This is a genomic window from Mycoplana sp. BE70 (assembly GCF_031455855.1).
Classification (GTDB): domain Bacteria; phylum Pseudomonadota; class Alphaproteobacteria; order Rhizobiales; family Rhizobiaceae; genus Mycoplana.
In genome coordinates this window covers 1-18975 of sequence record NZ_JAVDTM010000016.1, presented here as the reverse complement: position 1 = coordinate 18975, position 18975 = coordinate 1, and the positions used below count along the sequence as shown (strand labels likewise).

Genomic DNA, 18975 nt, shown 5'->3' with positions numbered 1-18975 from the left:
ATAAGCTTCAGTCGCTGTGGCATGTAGGGGCCGAGCCGGGAATCGAGGTTTCGCTCGCTCCGAGGAGAGTGCGCCGATCTCGACAAGTTCCTGGAGCCGGCGCCGCTCGGCTATTCACTGTGGATAAAACGAGTCTAATGCAATGCGTGCTTTTTGATCGCCACTCCGTCCCGCTTCTCAGCAGGTTCCTTGATCACGCACTAGTCTGTCGCCAAGTAATATTCGAGTTCATTCTCTCCCTTCACGGCTTAGGGTTTCAAAATCGTCATCAGAGAGTTTGATGCCGACCGCGGCAACGTTTTCCTCCAGGTGATGGACTCTGGACGTGCCCGGGATCGGTATCATAACTGGACTGCGTTTTAACACCCACGCAAGGGCGACCTGGCTTGGACTAGCGCCGGAAGCCTTTGCAATCCCATCCAAAACGGATCCCGGTCGAGCCAGCTTACCGGCCGCGAGCGGATACCACGGGATGAACCCAATGTTGTGAGCTTCACAGTAGTTTAACACCGCCTCGCTCGCGCGGTTTACTAAGTTGTACTTGTTCTGGACTGTCGCGACAGGAAATGTCTTTCTTGCGGCTTCAATCTGTTCGACGGACACTTCGCTCAGTCCTACGTAACGAATGACGCCTTCGTCAATCAGCTGCTTTACGGCGCCGAACTGCTCATCCTGCGGCACTTCCGGGTCAATTCGATGGAGCTGCCACAGGTCAATTTGCTCGACGCCTATTTTCTTGAGGCTCTTCCGAGCTTGGCTTATCAGATATTCTGGACGCCCGTTTGGCTTCCACTGATCGGGACCGGCTCGCATCTGTCCAGCTTTGGTGGCGATAATCAGTCCTTCATATGGGTGCAATGCCTCACGAATGAGTCCCTCCGAAATGTCAGGACCATAGGAATCAGCCGTGTCGATAAAGTTAATGCCTAATTCGCGTACTCGCTTCAATGTGCGTATCGACGCGGCTTTGTCCGTGGGGGGACCCCATATCCCCGCTCCGGTTATGCGCATGGCACCGTAACCAAGCCGCACGACAGGTAAGTCACCTCCGATCCGAAACGTGCCAGAAAGTGCTGCATTTAGGGTACTCATACCCGGGTCCTTTCATCTTGTGATGGTCATTGGGCGAGGCCTAAGGTGTCGGACGTCGGAACGCTCAGTTTTTAAGTCCGAGGATTTCGCGTGCCTGTTTGGGCGAGGCGACTTCGTCGTTCAGCAAGCGCACAATTTGGACGGCTCGATCAACAAGGTCACCGTTCGAAGCAAGAACACCTCGATCGAGATACAGATTATCCTCTAGACCAACGCGTACATGACCACCAAGAATGACTGCCTGCGCCGCCATCGGAAATTGCGCAGCACCTATGCCGAACGCGCTCCATACCGCTTTCGGCGGCAACCGCCGAACGAAGCTCGCCATGGCATCGGTATCGGCAGGCGCGGCCCAGGGAATTCCCAAACAGATTTGGAAATATGGAGGTGACGCGATCAAGCCTTCCTCGACCATGCGCAGGGCGAATCGAAGATGCCCAAGCTCAAATACTTCCATTTCCGGCTTGATACCGAGGGACGAAGCAATCGTTGCGATCGCACGCACATGATCAGGGATATTGATAAACACGCTGTCATCCGTCCCAAAGTTCGTGGTGCCGACGTCGAGGCTGCATATTTCCGGCCTGCAGAGCTGCAGATGCTTTGTTCTCTCGTTCGGAGATATAAAATCGGAAACAGGAAGAGGCTTGGCGTCGGCATCGAAGAAGAGGTCCGCACCGATGCCTGTAGTTAGGTTTATGATGACGTTCTGATCCTGCGCCCGGATCAATCGTGTAACCTCTGTAAAGAGCCGAGGATCGCGAGACGGCGCACCAGTCTGCGGATCACGAACGTGACAATGCACGATTGCTGCACCGCGCTGCGCCGCATCAACTGCTGCTGCCGCGATTTGCTCCGGCGTGACAGGCACGTGCTGGCTTTTGGCTGTGGTGTCCGCGCTGCCTGTCACCGCACAGGTGATTATAACTGGTCGACCCATTGGTTTCTCCGAATCTTACCGCTCGTCAGCGCGGTCATAGTGTTATTTTAGGAAGCCTCTCAACAAACAGATGAGAGGCTCTATCGAAGGTATTCGCCAGGCTAGCGGGAAGATCGAGTGCTCGGCGGGACGATAGATCTACATGCGCCCATTCAAGCAGGGCTTTCGCAACCAGTTGTCCGTTTTCGCCGTTGTAGAGACAGAAGTAGGTCAGCAGCCTGCGGCGATCAAAAGCAAGCAACCTGGCTTCCGCCACGTAGGAAACACCGCACGTCATCTCCAGCAGATAGCGAATAGCCACTCTGCTGGCAAAGAACGACTTCCTTTGTGATGCGACATAGGCCTCACCGACACCGATCTCGTCGAGAGTCAGACCTGAAAGACTGTCGATGATCTTTAGATATTCGGCCATATTGAGATGATCATTAAGGTCGCATTGTGCGGCCGTGACGACCCCTTCCGTTCGCGCGAGAATTACGCCAGAAGCGGAGTCCAGCTGCGCAACGTCGACAAGGGGTCTCTCGACTAGGCCGAGAGTTGCCGCGGTCGCTGAAGGTCCGACGGAGTTATCCATCTCCATCCGGTCACCAGCATGGGCCATGACTTGTTCGCGCAACTCTGACATGCTACTCGGCCGTTGAACCGCCGTCCACGGGTAGAACCGCACCGGTCATCTGCTTTGCCGCATCCGAGCAGAGGAAGACTGCGAGCGCGGCGATTTCCTCAACTGTCACAAATCCCTTAGTCGGCTGAGCAGCAAGTAGAACATCGCGCTTGACCTCTTGCTCAGTCATGTTGCGCGCCTTCATCGTATCGGGGATCTGCTTTTCGACCAACGAAGTCCACACATAGCCAGGAGCGATAGCGTTGACCGTTACACCGTGGGCTGCCCCTTCAAGCGCGGCCGTCTTGGTCAGTCCGGCGAGGCCATGCTTGGCGGATATATAGGCCGATTTGAACGGTGAGGCGACCAAGGCGTGCACGGAGGCGATATTGATGATGCGACCCCAATTGCGCGACTTCATGCCGGGAAGCGCCGCCTTTATGGCGTGAAAGGGCGCAGTCAAGTTAATGCGAATAATCGCGTCCCATTTGTCTTCGGGGAATTCCTCGATCGGCGCGACATACTGTATGCCTGCATTGTTGACCAAAATGTCGAGAGTTCCGAAGGTTTTTTCGGCTTCGCGCACCAGCGCGGCAACCTCCTGGCCATTCATCATGTTGGCGGCTGAGTATCGGCATTTGACACCGAAATCCCTTTCGATGCCGGCGCGCTCCAATTCAATGGCATCGGCATCGCCTAGTCCATTGAGGGTTATGTTGGCACCTTCGGCAGCGAAGGCGCGCGCAATCGCAAGTCCGATGCCGCTGGTCGAACCTGTGACGATCGCATTTTTCGAGCTGAGTGGACGCATGGGATTCTCACAAAACGTTGACAAAGAAGGGTTCGCCGTCAACCGAAGCATTTACAGCTTCGGGCGTCTGGCATTGTCGCCGTACCAGCCGCCGACGGCCTCTTCGTAGGCCATGCCGGCTCTGAACACGTCCGCATCGCAATAGGTGCGACCGATGATCTGCATGCCAGTCGGCACGCCGTTGGATGCGTGACCAGACGGTACAGATAGAACGGGGCAGCGGCTCATCATATTAAAGGGCGTTGTCATCACCCAGCCGAGCGCAGGATGAACCAACTTGCCGTTGATCCTGATTTCATCCCTGGTCTCGTCGAACTCGGCTGGCACAGCCGGCAACGCAGTCGTCGGACAAATCAACACATTGTATTTCTCGAGCAGCGGCCCGAGCGTAAGATACATCCTGCCAGCAACTTCCAGACTGGCAACGAAGTCCGCTGGCGTCGATTTGGCGCTGCCCTCCGCAAACGCTCGGGCGTAACTTGTCATCAGGTGGGCCTGCTCGGGCACGTATTCGGCGAGGAGCGCACCGCAAAGGTGGTTCAAATATGCGTCGCTAGCATCGAGTACCTCCGGACCCCAGCCTAAATCGACTTCCTGAACCTCGGCACCAAGCGCTCGCAAAACATCAAGCGCAGCCAGCGTATTTCTGCGTACCTCCGGATCAACCTCGAAGCCCCCGAGATCGATCGAATAGCCGATCTTCCAGCCCCTGATCGCTCCAAAGCTTCTCGGCAGCCGCAGCTTTGGTCGCAACGACGCTATGTCGAGCGGGCTCGGACCAGCCATGACGTTCTGCAGCAGGATTACATCCTCAACAGACCGCGCCAGCGGTCCGGAATGGTAGTAGAAATCGAGGTTTAGAGGAGGATCATTGGGATTTCGGCCATAGGGTGGCTTGTAGCCAACAACGCCGCAGGCAGAAGCGGGAGTGCGGATGGAGCCACCTATATCCGAGCCGGTGGCAAGCGCTGATGTCCCGGACGCGAGCGATGCGCCAGTGCCGCCCGATGAGCCTCCCGTCGTGAACTCAGTATTCCAAGGGTTGCGCGTCACCCCCCAACGATGTGACCAGGTGTAGGCTGCGCAGCAAAACTCCGGCGTCGCCGTGCGCGCATGCACGATGCCGCCGGCCTTCAATATCCGCTCATTGATCGTCGAGGAACGATCGGCGACGTAATCCTGCGTTATCAGAGATCCGCTTGAGGTTGGCTTACCCTTGATGTCGCTCTCATCCTTGACCCCGATTGGGAGACCTTCCAAGGCGCTGGTCCGAGCGCCCGTAGCGTATTTGGCCTCGGCCCTTTTAGCGAGCGTCATCGCCTCGTCGAAATGAGTGTAGGTAAACGCGTTGACCTTGGCGCTCGTCTTTTCCGCGCGTGCAATCACCGCCGCCATGAGCTCCACAGGCGAAAGAGTCTTTGCTCGGAAGCGGCGCAGTGATTCGGTCGCGGTCATATAGCAAAGTTCGAGGTCTTCCATCACATGATATCCAACTATAGTGTGCGAAGCGCTGCATTTTCGAACATCGCTTCGCGCCAATGAAAAAAGAAAAAGACTTTGTTTTCGGTCTTTATGGTAATTATACCGACCTTCTACTTCATCAGTTCTGTCCAAATTCTTGTGTAGATCTCCTGCACCTCGGCGGGGCAGGTCATCAGGAACTTGCCCTTCTGGAGGAGCTCAGCAGGCGGGTTCACTTCCGGCGCCGCCCTCATGTCCTCGGGCATGAATTTTTCCGAGCCCTTGATGGCGTTGGCGTAGCGGGTGAACGAAGAGTTTATTGCGGCGTTTTCCGGATCCATCATGAAGTTCTGGAAGAGCTTGGCATTCTCGACGTTCCGGGCATCCTTCAACACCATCACATTGTCCATCCAGATCGGGAAGCCTTCCCTCGGATAGCCGTAGGTAATCTTGTCGTTCATTAGACGAGAGCGGAAGGAGGAACCGCTGAAATTGGCGCCGCCTGCGATGTCCCCCTTAGCCAAACGGTCATTGGTCCCATAATCCATCGACAGCCACTTGGGCTTGGCGGCCGTTAGGGCGTCACGTACCTTCTTCAGAATTTCACGGTCGCCACTACATGGTGCTCCGCCTTCATATGCGATCGCCAAGTACATCACATCGTTCATTTCAGGGACGACATTGATCTTGCCAACCAGCTCCGCGGGAGGGTTCAGGAAAATGGCCGAAGTGTTCGGATCGCCAGAATATAGGGAAGTGTTTACGCTCACCCCGGTCGTACCCCACTGCCATGGAATGGAATAATGCCGGCCCGAGTCAAAGGGAACATCGACCCATTTCGGATCCATGTTCTTGAAATTCTCCATCTGGTCTGGACGAGTTTCCAGCACCAGTCCTTCTTTGATCCAGACGCTTACGCTACTGGATGACACCATCACAAGGTCGAAGCCGTGGCCGCCTTGGCGTACCTTAGCAAGCGCAGTGTCGCTGGAATCGTAGTCTGTGACGGTGACCTTCACGCTGTACGTTTCCTCGAACTTCTTGACCAGGTCAGGGCTGGTGTAGTTGCCCCAATTGTAAATGTTCAATTCACCCTCGGCATGGGCGGACGCCGTCCCGGTGAGGAGGCACATAGTAATAGTTGCGAGTCCCAGTATAGGCTTCATTGCAGCTCTCCCTTTTTGACTAGTAGTTATGCTTTTGAGGGTTCCTGGTAAGGAAGAAGAAGACCGTCACAATCGCTAACGAAATCAGCAGGAATACGGTCGAGATTGCGTTCATCTCCGGCGTCACCACACGGCGGAGCTGGCCTAGCATGTAGGTCGGAAGCGTATCCTGGCCGCCTGACTTGACGAACTCGGTGATAACGACGTCATCGAGCGAGATTACGAAAGCCAGCATGAGCCCCGCTAGAATGCCCGGCCACAAGAGCGGCAAGGTTACGTATCGAAAAGCCTTGAACGGCGTAGCGTAGAGGTCGGCCCCAGCTCGCTCGAGGGAGAGGTCCATGCTTTCAAGACGTGCTCGGATCGGCAAGTAAGCGAACGGAACGCAGAAGGCCGCATGCGAGATCATAAGGTATCCGAGGCCGGAATAGCCGGTCCAGACTTTGATGTACGAGAAGAAGATCAGCAACGCCACCGCGGTAACGATCTCCGGGACCAGCAGTGGCAGATTGATGAAGGCATACTTGAACGTCATGCCCCGATACGCGGCTGTGCGCGTTGTCGCCAACGCAGCCAGGGTCGCGCAGATCGTTGCCACCACGGCGGCGACCGATGCAATTTTAAGCGATCGGATCGATGCTTCGATAACAAGATCGTTGTTCCAGGCTGACTCAAACCAGCGAAGAGAAAAGCCTTCCCATGTCGCAATGGAGGTACCCGAGTTGAACGCATAGACGACAAGCGTTGCTATCGGCAGGTACAACGCGAAGAAGGAGATCATCGCGATGGTCGAGAAGCCCGGCAGGCGCTTGATCGAAAACGATTTAGCCATGGGCGCTGCCTCCGGACTTTCCGGCATTGCGGACGTAGTACAACATTGCAAACAAGACAATGATGACAAGCGTTACCGAAAGTGCCGAGCCAAGCGGCCAGTTACGCCCCTGTCCGAACTGCAGCTCGATCAGGTTGCCGATCATCATGCTCTTTCCGCCGCCGAGAACACGTGGGATGACGTAGGACGACAACGCCGGAATGAAAACCAAAATGGAACCGGCGATCAGGCCTTGCTTGACCAGCGGAACGATAACCTTGAGAAGCACATTGCAGCGGCTGGCATAAAGATCATAAGACGCCTCGATGAGCCGGAAATCCAGCTTCTCCATGCTCGCATAGAGCGGCAACACCATCAGCGGGAGGTGCACGTAGGTCATGCCGAGCAAAATAGAAAAGTCTGTATACAGCATCTGGATCGGCTGAGAAATTAAACCAATTGTCAGCAGGAACTCGTTTAATATGCCCTCTATCCGGATCAGTTCCTGGATCGCGAAGGCACGGATCAGCATGTTCGTCCAGAACGGTATGGTTATCAGGAACAGCCAGACCGAGCGGTTATGGGGCGGACGCGTCGCGATGAAATAGGCAGTCGGAAACCCGCAGATGGCACACAGCGCCGTCGTCGCGAGTGCAAGCTTGACGGACCGCCAGATGATCTCGAAATGCGCATTCGCGAGCGAGACGGTGTCGTCGAAGATGTCACGCGAGAAGAATACGTTGAACCAGCCTTCGGTCGAGAACTCCCATTTCACATCGCCGTAATTGCCGGGCGCAAGGAAGGAATAAAGAATAATGATGAGGAGCGGACCAACGCCCGCCGCCAGGATGAGGAGGAGTGCCGGTGAGCTTAACAGCCACCGGTCGCGAACGTCTTTTTTCTGACGAGCCTCACCGGCTCGTGTATCGTTGAGAGCCATGGTCTAGTCCCTCAGAATTTGCGCGGCATTTTCGCCGAGCCGGATCCCGACGCGAGCACCCGCTTCGGGAGCCGAAGCCCCGGAACGCGTGTTCTGTTGGCGGATAATGAGGGTGCCACCGTCATCGAGCTTGACGTGATAGTGCGTGTCGGTACCGAAATAGATCACTTCGCTCAGCGTTCCGTCGAAAGTCCCCGCGCCGGCTGCTGCCAATTCCGCATGTTCGGGACGGACCACCACGCTCAATTCCCCTTTCGGCGCACCGCCCTGCGGTAATCCTGCATGAATGGTGCCGCCTGCCTTTAGCTGAACCGAGGCGACTGCCCCGTCAGTTCCGACGAGCTTCCCCTCGAGGAAGTTCGTTTCGCCGATGAAGTCGGCAACAAAGCGGTCCGCCGGACGATCGTAGATCTCACGCGCGCTGCCGACCTGACGTACCTGACCATTTGACATGACCGCGATACGATCCGACATCGTCAGAGCTTCTTCTTGGTCGTGCGTAACGAAAACGAAGGTGATGCCTGTTTCTGCCTGAAGTCGCTTCAGCTCGATCTGCATCGACTTACGCAGCTTCAGGTCAAGGGCCGAAAGCGGCTCGTCGAGCAACAGCACTTTCGGCTGTGGCGCGAGTGCGCGAGCCAACGCCACACGCTGCTGCTGTCCACCGGAAAGCTGTGTTACCGGATTGGTGCCGCGTCCCTCGAGATGCACGAGCTTGAGCATCCGCGCAACGACCGTTTCAATCTCGCCCTTGGGTTTGCCAAGCATCTTAAGGCCGAAGCCGATGTTCTCAGCAACAGTGAGATGCGGGAAGAGCGCGTAGTTCTGGAAGACCGTGTTGACCGGGCGATGGTTCGGCAGAAGGCTTGAAATATCCTTGCCATCGAGCAGGACCTGGCCCTCGGTCGGAAGCTCGAATCCGGCGATCATCCGCAAAAGCGTGGTCTTGCCGCAGCCGGATGGACCGAGAAGCGTGAAGAACTCGTTCGGTCGAATATCCAATGTCACGTCATCGACGGCTTGGAAGTTACCGAACCACTTTTTGATGCTGCGCATACCGATGGCGCCGCCGTGAGTAGTCTTCATCTGGCTCTGATCCATTTCGTCCCCGTGGTTAACCCGACCCGACAGGATGCGCATCTCAGCACGGTCTAATGCGTCCGACGACGTTTCTGCCGGGTGCGCGATGCGTTCGCCCCTCATGCCTTTGCCTCCCTTTTAAGAGATGGACTGAACATCAGGAGGCTCAGAATCTCGAAGAGTACCTGCGCGCCGGTCTGTGCTGTATTGGTCGTGGGATCATATGCCGGGGCAACCTCCACTACATCGCCGCCTACGAGATTGAGGCCCTTCATACCGCGGAGAAGGGCCAAGGCCTCACGCGTGGTCAATCCGCCAACTTCCGGCGTTCCGGTTCCGGGTGCGAAGGAGGGATCTAGGCTGTCTATGTCGAAGGAGAGATAGGTCGGCCCATCACCAACGACCTCACGGACCTTTGCGACAATCGCTGGGATTCCCAAATTGGATACGTCTCTCGCATGCACAACCGTCATTCCGGAGATCGTGGAGAACTCCCATACATACTCGGCCGAGCCACGGATACCGATCTGAATCGTGCGTGTCGGATCGAGTGCACCGTCGAGCACGGCGTTGCGGAACGGCCCGCCATGATGGAACTTTTCGCCATCGTAAGGCCCAGCTGTATCGCAATGGGCATCGATGTGGACCAAACCGACTGGGTGGTCCCTTCCCAGCGCCTTGAGGATCGGGTGCGTGATCGAGTGGTCGCCACCCACGGCAAGCGGAATGACTCCGGCTTGCACGATCTGCTCGACGTGGTGCTCGATGTCTTCATGGCTTTGTGTTAGGTCGAACCGGCTTCGGAACGGCACATCGCCGATGTCGGCAACGGCCATCTCATGGACCGGCGCGCATCCGAGGGCGTCGTTGTAGGGTCCTACGCGTTCAATCGATCGCAGCGCCCGGGGACCAAAACGGGAGCCAGCCCGATTGGTCACGGCGAGATCCATAGGAACGCCAAACAGGGCGACTTGAAGCCCTTCCAAGTCACGCCCGTCGGGATCAATCATGCGAGCAGGTGCGTCGAGAAGTGTAGGCATGCCAGAATACGGGAACTCGCGCCGGCCACGTTCAGAAATAATTTCGGCTATGCGCTTGTATTCCGGCGTCAGCATCCGGTCGCCAAACTGCGCGCGCAGCGCGGACAATCGTTCCGCGTTCCAAGTCACAATATTTTTCCTCCTAATACTACGCCGCTCGTCCAATTTTTCGGATCAGACATTCCTCCATCGGCTGAAGAGATTGTGCGCGGAAAGAAAATTTATTACAAATGAGAAAATTTTCGCATCAAATAAGAGAAAAACTCATAAATGAGCAGCGCGCGCCGCCGTCTTCCGCCTCTTAACCCACTAAAAACCTTCGAGGCGGTCGTCCGGCATAAGGCGATCTCCGGAGCGGCTGCCGAGCTTCATGTGACGCAAAGTGCGGTTAGTCACCAGTTGCGCATACTCGAGGATTCAATGGGAATGCCGCTGCTGAAGAGGAGCCACGGGAGGGTTTTGCCGAACGAAGCCGGCACGCTCCTCTACTCTGAGGTTTCGACAGCGTTCGGAATGATCGCTGGTGCAGTCGCAAAAATCGAGAAGCCGCTCTCGGAAGGGGACCTGCACCTAAGCTGCACTCCGGCTTTCTTGTTTTACTGGCTCATACCGCGACTGGGGCGGATAAGGCAGAGCATCCCGGGTATAAGGGTGCATTTGGCTCCATCCAACAGCACTCCTGAAATCTATACCGCGGGTATAGATATCGCGATAAGGTATGGCGATGGGAATTGGCCGGACTGCTGGGTTCATCTGCTTTCAGAACTCTTCCTCTTTCCAGTCATCAGCCCATCGGTGGCAACTTCTTCTCCATTGCGTTGCGCTGAGGATCTGAAGCACCACATACTGTTGCACGCGGATGATGGCCTGGAATGGGAATCCTGGTTCAGGGCCGTTGGCGCCGGAGGTTTACTCCACCACCAGCAAGAGTATCTTTCCGACGCCCACATCGCATTGGAAGCCACGATCCATGGATATGGCGTTGCGTTGGGGGACCAACTTAACGCTCAAGGCGCTCTCCGCAGCGGACGTCTGTTGGCTCCTTTGGGCTTGCGAGTTCCTGCCCCCAAGGCGCTATATATCGTCTGTCGAGACGGAATCCAGAAAACCTCGATAGCAATGGCATTTCTGGAGTGGTTGTTTGCCGAAATTTGCGAAGTTCCTTCTGCGTACTAGCCCTACTTTGGCAGAATTGATTTGGGGTGATTTGGATGCGGCAGGTGGACATCGTTGTGGGGACGGTGGTTTGAGAGCGCGGCTATGACCGCACGTCGGATGGCCAGTTTAGGTGGGCCGCGTCTCGCCCTCTTTTCCCGCTTTACCTCGCCTGCGGATGTTCTCGTCGCCGTCGACAATAATAGTGTCTTGATCGTGAAGGGAAAGATTTCGCCCTTAGCGAAAGCATCCTGTTCGCCGCGGGAGAGGTGCCACCGTTTAGCGATGTTCTCGGCCGTTATGCCATATGGTAGCGGTAGAATGCGTCGGTCACGTCCTTGGTCATCGTGTCGAACAACTTAAGTCGCCCACGCTGCCACGCAGATGTGCGCAGAGTGGTGTCATGGACATAGATTCCAACGATGATGCTGGCATCGCCGGTGGCGATCTACTGCATACCAAGCGCTACGGCGCGCAGGGATGGCTGCCTTCCAGGCAGTCTGCAAGCACCTGGACGTCACTTTCGCCCCGCGCGCTCCAGAACCGCCGAAATGGCTCTGGCACCAAGCTCATGCGGAGGCGTGTTGGCGAAGGCTCCGTTGAAGGATCCGACCGCGGCGCGGCGGCGTTAGCGGTGACTATTGATGTCTAAGCGATTGTTTGCAATCCCACTTATTGATGATTGGAGAATGCGAGAGAACCTAAAGTCCTTCCCGCTAGTGAGGAAATTTTGGGAAGGCAGTGATACGATTATCTGAGATCGATGGACACTCTGGCGGCCGTCTTTGCCACGACTTCGTCGACCGAAACTCCATCAGCCAACTCGATCAAAGTCATTTTCGGCTCACCATGGCGTGCTACCTTGATCACGCCAAGATCCGTGATCACCATATCGGTAACGCGACGACCTGTTAGAGGAAGGTTGCACTCCTTCATAAGTTTGGGCTGGCCTTTCGCTTCGTGCTCCATAACGACAACAACGCGCTTGACGCCGGCAACGAGGTCCATCGCTCCGCCCATCCCCTTGACCATCTTCCCAGGTATCATCCAGTTGGCGAGGTCGCCAGATTCGGACACCTGCATGGCACCGAGGATCGATAGGTCGATATGACCGCCTCGGATCATCGCGAAACTGTCGGCAGAGGAGAAATAGCTTGTCTTCTTCAACTCGGTTATCGTCTGTTTGCCGGCATTAATGAGGTCAGCGTCCACTTCCCCTTCAAAGGGGAACGGCCCCATTCCGAGCATTCCATTTTCGCTTTGAAGTGTGACTTCAATATCGTCAGGGATAAAGTTTGCGACAAGAGTCGGGATTCCGATACCCAGATTCACGTAAAAACCATCGCGGATTTCGTGTGCGGCGCGCGCAGCCATCTGTTCACGTGTCCATGCCATATCAAGCTACCTCAACCTGGATCGTCGGGCGAACTGTCCTCTGCTCAATCCGCTTTTCCGGATTTGGCACGTGTAGGATCTTTTGGACAAACACACCGGGTGTGTGGACGGAGTCAGGATCGATCTCGCCTATGGAAACAAGGTTTTCAACCTCGGCAATCGTCAGCTTCGCAGCGGTCGCCATCATCGGGTTGAAGTTGCGCGCCGTCTTGCGATAAACGAGATTGCCTTCGGTATCACCTTTCCACGCATGGACAAGCGCGATATCTGCAACAAGGCCTGTCTCCATCACGTAGTCTTCTCCGCCAAAGCGGCGAACCTCCTTACCGTCGGCGATTAGCGTCCCGACACCCGTTTTTGTGTAGAATGCAGGAATTCCCGCGCCGCCGGCGCGGATTCGCTCCGCGAGGGTACCCTGTGGGTTAAATTCGAGTTCAAGCTCTCCTGTAAGGAACTGTTCCGCGAAGAGCTTGTTCTCACCAACATAAGACGAGATCATCTTCTTGATCTGCCGTGTACGCAAAAGTATCCCAAGACCAAAACCGTCAACACCGGCGTTGTTGGAGATGAACGTAAGGTCGCGGACGCCTGATAGACGAACCGCCTCGATGAGGGTTGATGGGATTCCACACAGCCCAAACCCGCCCGACATGATCGTCATGCCGTCGGTGAGCACTTCGGCAAGCACTTGCGAAGCGTCCACGATAATTTTACGCAATTGTTTCCTCCACGAAAGCAGGGCCGCGAGCGGCAGTGCCGAACAGTAGCGCTTGATGGCGCCAATCGGTTAGCAGTATAAATACTGCGTTATTCCGAATTTGAGGTATCTCGTGGACGACCCAGTTCTGCGCTTCAATTTGAGGGAACTGCCGGTTCCGATGGTGTATGCGACTCACCGGATCATTAGGGATTGCAATGAAGAGTTTTCCGAACTCTTTGGATACAGTCGGTCCGACTTGGTCGACAGGAGTTTCGCCCGCCTTTATCCTAAACATGCCGACTTCGTCCGCACGGGCCACATGTGGGGCGCTCATCTTCCGGGCGGGAAGACATACTATGACGAACGTATAATGACCGCGAGCGATGGTCATCGATTCTGGTGCCGGGTCCATGGTCGAACCCGGCATCCGACTGATCCCTTTGCGCAGGCAATCTATTGTTTTCAGGCGCTTACACGCCCCGTTGTACTCGGCAAGATCCGGCTGACCGACAGGCAGCGCCAGATAGCAACGCTAGTCGCCCAGGGAAAGACGAGCGCACAGATCGCCGAGGAAATTGCTATATCGGTCCGAACCGTGGAATCTCACCGAGCAAGACTTATGAAGGCGGCGCGTCTTACCAATGCTGCTGAGCTAGTTGCCTGGTTCAGTACCCAGAATTCTAGTTGAATTTCTCGGATCACAAGTCACGAGTGGCAATTCGTCGTTCCGTTGAGAGATCCTTGTCGCTTTGCACCCCAATAACCCCGCGCGAGCAATTTCAATGGCTTGGTACGATCGCAGGAGTTAGAATTGGCATCCCCGCGGTCAAGCAGGGATCGTTGTGAATTTGGCCGCATCGACATCTCGCATTTGCTTGACTTCGATTTCCTGACAATCAATATGCGATCCCAGTCACTGAGACCAAGGGCAAACGACACATGCGAGAAAAAGAACCGCTGCAGGGCATGCAAAGCCTCGAACGGGCGATGCTGACATTGCGCGTGGTCGCCGAAATCGGCCCATCCGGTGCCAAGCTCGCCGATGTAGCCGAAGCGACCGGGCTCAGCCGCTCAACCGCCCATCGTTTTTTAGGTGCGCTCGCACAACTGGGTTTGCTCGAGCAGGATGAGGCTTCCGGCGCCTATTATCTTGGCATGGATCTAAGCTATTTCGGTGCGATAGCCGCCAACCGCTACGGCTTGCGCGATATTGCCCATCCCTCGATGGAGCGTTTGACCGAGCGCACCGGCGACACGGTGTATATGTCGATCCGACGGAACTATGAATCGGTGTGTATCGAACGTTTTGAGGGCGATTATCCGATCAAAACGCTAACTCTTGATGTCGGGGACAAGCGACCGCTCGGAGTTGGGGCCGGTAGTTTGGCTTTGTTGGCGTTTCAGCCGGACGACTTCGTTAGTCGCGCCATTGCGGTCAATGCGACTGCGATGAAGGCTTGGAACATCTCCGCTACCGAGGTCTTCGGCTTCGTCGAGGAGACGCGCAAACAGGGCTTCGCCTACAATCCAGGCCGCGTTGCCCCCGGCATGACCGCGATCGGTGTCCCGGTTCTCGGCGCCAATGGCGAAGCTGTTGCTGCGTTGGGTGTTGGGGCGATCACCAGCCGGATGGTCCCGGAAAGACGCTCCAACATTGCGTCCTGGCTGCTTGAGGAGGCACACGAGATCGAAACGCGCATGACTAAACTGCTTGGCCCCCTCAATGGCCACGCTGTACGCCGGCTGGCGCGCAAAGGGTCGCGCGGCGTGCGATGATGTGCGCCAAGAACCGGCCAGACGTTCCGAGCGGCGTTAGCTCGCTTGCGCTTTCCATGATGACGGGCGCTTTTCGATAAAGGCCGTAAGGCCTTCGCGCGCTTCTGCCGTCTCCCAAGTATCGGCAAGCCGCGTCAGGGTCATTTCGATTACCTGCTCTTCGATCGGCTGACCGACGGCCCGGACCAACGCCTTTGCCGCAGCGACCGCACCCGGTGCCGTGGAGAAATAGGGGCCGATCTCGACCTCGATCGCCGCATCCAGTTCATCCTGTTCTACCACGGCACTCACAAGACCAACGGAACGTGCCTCACTCGCTGCGAAGAACCGTGCGGAAGAAAAATAGCGAAGGGCCGCGGCGGTGCCGATCCGGTCGACCACATAGGGGCTGATCGTCGCAGGGATGAGGCCGAGGCGGGTTTCCGTCAGGCCGAAGCGTGCCCCGGCTGTGGCGATTGCTGCATCGCAGACGGTGATCAGGCCGACGCCACCGCCATAGGCCTGCCCATTCACGCGGCCGATCAGCGGCTTTGGCAGTTCGCGGAGCGCCTTCAGCATCAGGGCGAGCTTGCGCGCTTCGGTGATGCGCTGCTCGCGGGTGGCATTAACCTGCTCCTTCATCCATTTGAGATCAGCACCCGCGCAGAAGCTCGTGCCCGCGCCGGTGAGGACAACCACCCGCACCTTGGGATCGACCCCAAGCCGCGCGGCAGCGCTCGTCAAATCGCCAATCATTTGCCCCGAAAGGGCATTGTGCTGGTCTGGACGGGCGAGCGTCAGCACCGCCACACCACGTTCATCCACCGCAACCGAAATCGTCTCGAAATTCATCGCCGAACGCCCCCTCCTGCACCTTCACAAGGTCGCGGCAAACGCCCCAGCGTCCACCAGCAAATCCATGTCCAAACCGGTGGCATACCCCATCGCTTCCAGCATCCGGGCGACGGCAACCGTATCGACATTGCCCTTCGCCCCTGGCGCGTAGGGGCATCCGCCAAGGCCTCCGGCCGTAGCATCGAAGACCCGCAGTCCCTTGTCGAGACTGACGCGGATGTTGTCGAGCGCGCAGCCGCCGGTGTCGTGAAAATGCCCAGCGAGTTTGTCTACCGGCACGCGCGCCAGCACGGCATCGAGCATCTTCGTGATCTCCTCCGGTGTTCCGCGCCCGATCGTGTCGCCGAGGCTCACCTCATGACAGCCGAGAGCGAACAACTTGTCCGCCACATCGGCGACCATCGCGGGCGGAGTCGGCCCGTCATAGGGACAGGCGACGACACAGCTGACGTAGCCACGCAATGGAATGCCGTCAGCCCGTGCCGCGACGGCGACCGGCTGCAGCCGGGAGAGGCTTTCCGCGATCGAGCAATTGATGTTAGCACGTGAAAAGCCTTCCGAGGCGGAAACGAAGATCGCCACCTCGTCGGCGCTCGCGGCCCGTGCCGATTGATAGCCCTTCATGTTCGGCACAAGCACCGAAAAGCTTACTTCCGGGCGACGGATGATCCCTGCCATCACCTCTCCGCCATCGGCGAGTTGCGGCACCCATTTCGGGCTGACGAAGCTGGTCGCCTCGACCCGGCGGAAACCGCAGACCGATAGCCGGTCGATCAATCCAATTTTCTCGGCCGCCCGAATCATCCGCTTTTCATTTTGCAGGCCGTCGCGCGCGGCCATTTCAACGATTTCGACGAATTCACCCATCAGCCTTCCTCTACGCCAAGTTCCAGCAACACCATACCTTCGCTCACCTGGTCGCCGGCGGTAGCGGCAATCGTGGTAATCACGCCGCAGCGTGGCGCCGAAAGCGCAAGCTCCATCTTCATCGCTTCCATCACAATGAGCGGATCGCCCTTGGTAACCCTGACGCCCGGCGCGACCAACACGAGCCGGATGAAACCCGGCATTGGTGCGAGAAGGCGGTTGCCGCCTGTGTTTGAGTCCGCCACGTCACCATCTTGCTCATGCAAATGAAAAACCGCGCTCTTCCCATTGTGGAAAATAAAGAAGGCGTCCTCATCGCAAACCACAGTGGCACGAGTCGTGCGTCCCCCGCTCTCCAGTTGAACGTCGCAGCCCCCAACGACCCGGACCAAGAGATCGAACACCGAGCCATCGAATTCAACCGAACATCTGCCGTTCTCGCCAATCGAGAGAAAAATCTCGTGACGCTCGCCACGGTATTCGAGCTCAACCGCCTGCCTCGCCGTCTGCCACAGGCGGAAGCCGCGCAACGTATCCCACGGGTCGCGACCGCCTGGTGGGTGCAGCAGGCCAAGCGCCACCATCGCGGCAAGCCCGAAGGCCTGAGGGTCAGTGGCATCTTCGCTGGACAGCGCGGCGCCCGCCCGTTCGATCAGGCCGGTGTCGACATCGCCTGTAGCGAATTGCGGCTCGCGGCACAGCCTACCCAGAAAGCCCGTATTGGTCGTCAGGCCGGCGATCCGGCATCGATCAAGCGCGCCGGCAAGCCGGCCGAGCGCCTCGGTCCGGTCCGCACCATGGGCGATCACCTTGGCGATCATCGGATCGTAGAAGGCGGTGATCTCGTCGCCAGCGCGCACGCCGGAATCGACGCGAACCCCGTCTGGAACGTCGAAGCGCGCCAACCGGCCGGTTGCTGGCAGGAAACCGCGGGCCGGATCTTCCGCATAGATGCGCGCTTCGAAGGCCCAGCCGTCGATCGCAAGCTCGTCCTGTTTTTTCGGCAGCGGCTCGCCCGCCGCCACGCGCAACTGCCATTCGACGAGATCGAGCCCGGTGATCGCCTCCGTGACGGGGTGCTCCACCTGCAGGCGGGTGTTCATTTCCATGAAGAAGAAGCGGTCGCCCCTCAGCCCGTCGGAAACATCGGCGATAAACTCCACCGTGCCGGCACCGCTGTAGCCGATCGCCTGCGCGGCGCGCACCGCCGCCGAGCCCATGGCCTCGCGCATCTCTGCGCTCATGTCCGGCGCCGGCGCTTCCTCGATGACCTTCTGGTGCCGGCGCTGGGCCGAGCAGTCGCGCTCAAACAGATGCACGACGTTGCCGTGGTTGTCACCGAACACCTGCACCTCGACGTGGCGCGGCTTGGCCATGTATTTTTCCACCAGAACGCGTCCGTCGCCAAACGACGCCTCGGCCTCGCGTCGCGCGCTCGAAAGGGCTGCGGCAAAATCCTGCGGCCGCTCGACCTTGCGCATGCCCTTACCACCGCCGCCGGCGCGGGCCTTGATCAGCACCGGGTAGCCGACCGCCTCAGCCTGCGCGGCAAGGAAACCTGCCTCCTGTTCGTCGCCGTGGTAGCCCGGCACGACGGGCACGCCGGCCTCCTCCATCAACGCCTTGGCGGCATCCTTCAACCCCATGGCCCGGATGGCCCTCGCCGAGGGACCAATGAAGACAAGACCCGCCGCCTCGACAGCCTCGACGAAGGCGGGGTTTTCCGAAAGAAAGCCATAGCCCGGATGCACGGCTTCAGCACCGCTCGCCTTGCACGCGGCGATGATCGCACCGATGTGCAGATAGCTCAGCGCCGCCTCCGGCGGGCCAACGTGAAAGGCCTCGTCTGCCATCGCTACATGCAGCGCGGCGCGATCCGCATCCGAATAGACCGCGACGGTCGCTACACCGAGCTTGCGGGCCGTACGGATGATCCGGCAGGCGATTTCGCCGCGATTGGCAATCAGGATCTTCTTGAACATCGTTTCTCCCGGTTATTGCGCGGCGACCGCTTCCACTTCGAGCAGCCACCGATCGTCGAAGATGGCGCTCCGTCGCGCCGGGGCGAAGACGCACAGTACCTCGCTGCGGATTCCCGGCTCTGCGTCGCATACTGCCGTTCCGGCAGGTACACCGTCACTTACGAGGTTGGATTTGTCAGGGGTTGGATTAGGCCCGGAACCTACATGCGGAACAGGCCGAACCGGCTCGGTTCGATCGGGGCGTTGAGGGCGGCCGAGAGCGATAGCCCGAGCACGTCGCGGCTCTTGCGCGGATCGACGATGCCGTCGTCCCAGAGCCGC

Annotated in this window: 18 protein-coding genes and 1 pseudogene; 3 read left to right on the top strand and 16 right to left on the bottom strand. The window is 57.8% G+C overall.

The window, feature by feature from the left end; translation table 11 throughout:
- Positions 1–228: 228 nt before the first annotated feature.
- The 10 genes from J2Y48_RS23100 to speB all read right to left on the bottom strand — a co-directional run bounded on the left by J2Y48_RS23100 (position 229) and on the right by speB (position 10020).
- Complete coding sequence (locus J2Y48_RS23100; protein WP_310423223.1) at positions 229–1092, bottom strand: aldo/keto reductase; 864 nt, start codon at positions 1090–1092, stop codon at positions 229–231.
- A 64-nt stretch (positions 1093–1156) separates the two neighbouring features.
- Positions 1157–2032, bottom strand: coding sequence for a 3-keto-5-aminohexanoate cleavage protein (locus J2Y48_RS23095; protein WP_310423220.1), 876 nt, complete (start codon positions 2030–2032; stop codon positions 1157–1159).
- Between the two features lie 34 nt (positions 2033–2066).
- Positions 2067–2657: a thioesterase family protein gene (locus J2Y48_RS23090; RefSeq protein WP_310423217.1), complete on the bottom strand. Its 591-nt coding sequence runs from the start codon at positions 2655–2657 to the stop codon at positions 2067–2069.
- Between the two features lies 1 nt (position 2658).
- Positions 2659–3447, bottom strand: coding sequence for a 3-hydroxybutyrate dehydrogenase (locus tag J2Y48_RS23085; RefSeq protein WP_310423213.1), 789 nt, complete (start codon positions 3445–3447; stop codon positions 2659–2661).
- A gap of 51 nt (positions 3448–3498) precedes the next feature.
- The gene (locus J2Y48_RS23080) at positions 3499–4926 is read right to left on the bottom strand and encodes an amidase (protein ID WP_310423210.1); all 1428 of its coding nucleotides are present in this window, start codon (positions 4924–4926) and stop codon (positions 3499–3501) included.
- 113 nt (positions 4927–5039) lie between these two features.
- On the bottom strand, positions 5040–6074 hold the full coding sequence (locus J2Y48_RS23075; RefSeq protein ID WP_405030292.1) for an extracellular solute-binding protein: 1035 nt from the start codon (positions 6072–6074) through the stop codon (positions 5040–5042).
- 19 nt (positions 6075–6093) lie between these two features.
- On the bottom strand, positions 6094–6906 hold the full coding sequence (locus J2Y48_RS23070) for an ABC transporter permease (RefSeq protein ID WP_310423207.1): 813 nt from the start codon (positions 6904–6906) through the stop codon (positions 6094–6096).
- Complete coding sequence (locus tag J2Y48_RS23065; RefSeq protein WP_310423204.1) at positions 6899–7825, bottom strand: ABC transporter permease; 927 nt, start codon at positions 7823–7825, stop codon at positions 6899–6901. Before J2Y48_RS23065 ends, J2Y48_RS23070 begins: the two co-directional genes overlap by 8 nt.
- A 3-nt stretch (positions 7826–7828) precedes the next feature.
- Positions 7829–8881, bottom strand: coding sequence for an ABC transporter ATP-binding protein (locus tag J2Y48_RS23060; RefSeq protein WP_310423448.1), 1053 nt, complete (start codon positions 8879–8881; stop codon positions 7829–7831).
- Positions 8882–9024: 143 nt separating this feature from the next.
- Positions 9025–10020, bottom strand: coding sequence for an agmatinase (gene speB / locus J2Y48_RS23055; RefSeq protein WP_405030299.1), 996 nt, complete (start codon positions 10018–10020; stop codon positions 9025–9027).
- A gap of 195 nt (positions 10021–10215) precedes the next feature.
- Between speB and J2Y48_RS23050 the strand changes: the two genes are divergently transcribed.
- On the top strand, positions 10216–11121 hold the full coding sequence (locus J2Y48_RS23050; protein ID WP_310423200.1) for a LysR substrate-binding domain-containing protein: 906 nt from the start codon (positions 10216–10218) through the stop codon (positions 11119–11121).
- 188 nt (positions 11122–11309) lie between these two features.
- Here the strand turns inward: J2Y48_RS23050 and J2Y48_RS23045 are convergent.
- The 3 genes and pseudogenes from J2Y48_RS23045 to J2Y48_RS23035 form a co-directional block, all read right to left on the bottom strand.
- Positions 11310–11722 (bottom strand): annotated as a pseudogene (locus J2Y48_RS23045) (acetyl-CoA C-acetyltransferase); the annotation flags it as partial.
- Positions 11723–11850: 128 nt separating this feature from the next.
- The gene (locus J2Y48_RS23040; RefSeq protein ID WP_310423197.1) at positions 11851–12495 is read right to left on the bottom strand and encodes a 3-oxoacid CoA-transferase subunit B; all 645 of its coding nucleotides are present in this window, start codon (positions 12493–12495) and stop codon (positions 11851–11853) included.
- Position 12496: 1 nt separating this feature from the next.
- On the bottom strand, positions 12497–13213 hold the full coding sequence (locus J2Y48_RS23035) for a CoA transferase subunit A (RefSeq protein ID WP_310423194.1): 717 nt from the start codon (positions 13211–13213) through the stop codon (positions 12497–12499).
- A gap of 112 nt (positions 13214–13325) precedes the next feature.
- On the opposite strand from J2Y48_RS23035, the gene J2Y48_RS23030 reads away from it, so the two are divergent.
- Positions 13326–13883 (top strand): LuxR C-terminal-related transcriptional regulator, encoded by a 558-nt coding sequence (locus J2Y48_RS23030; RefSeq protein ID WP_310423191.1) that lies wholly within the window; start codon positions 13326–13328, stop codon positions 13881–13883.
- 251 nt (positions 13884–14134) lie between these two features.
- Complete coding sequence (locus J2Y48_RS23025) at positions 14135–14971, top strand: IclR family transcriptional regulator (protein ID WP_310423188.1); 837 nt, start codon at positions 14135–14137, stop codon at positions 14969–14971.
- Between the two features lie 36 nt (positions 14972–15007).
- Here J2Y48_RS23025 and J2Y48_RS23020 read toward each other — a convergent pair whose 3' ends face one another.
- Genes J2Y48_RS23020 through J2Y48_RS23010 form a run of 3 tightly spaced genes read right to left on the bottom strand, consistent with a single transcriptional unit; the run spans position 15008 to position 18654 of the window.
- Positions 15008–15802, bottom strand: coding sequence for a crotonase/enoyl-CoA hydratase family protein (locus J2Y48_RS23020; protein ID WP_310423185.1), 795 nt, complete (start codon positions 15800–15802; stop codon positions 15008–15010).
- 24 nt (positions 15803–15826) lie between these two features.
- A complete protein-coding gene (locus J2Y48_RS23015) occupies positions 15827–16672 on the bottom strand; it encodes a hydroxymethylglutaryl-CoA lyase (protein WP_310423183.1) in 846 nt (281 codons plus the stop codon).
- Entirely contained in the window at positions 16672–18654 is a 1983-nt protein-coding gene (locus J2Y48_RS23010; protein ID WP_310423179.1) for an acetyl/propionyl/methylcrotonyl-CoA carboxylase subunit alpha, read from the bottom strand. Before J2Y48_RS23010 ends, J2Y48_RS23015 begins: the two co-directional genes overlap by 1 nt.
- Positions 18655–18975 lie beyond the last annotated feature (321 nt).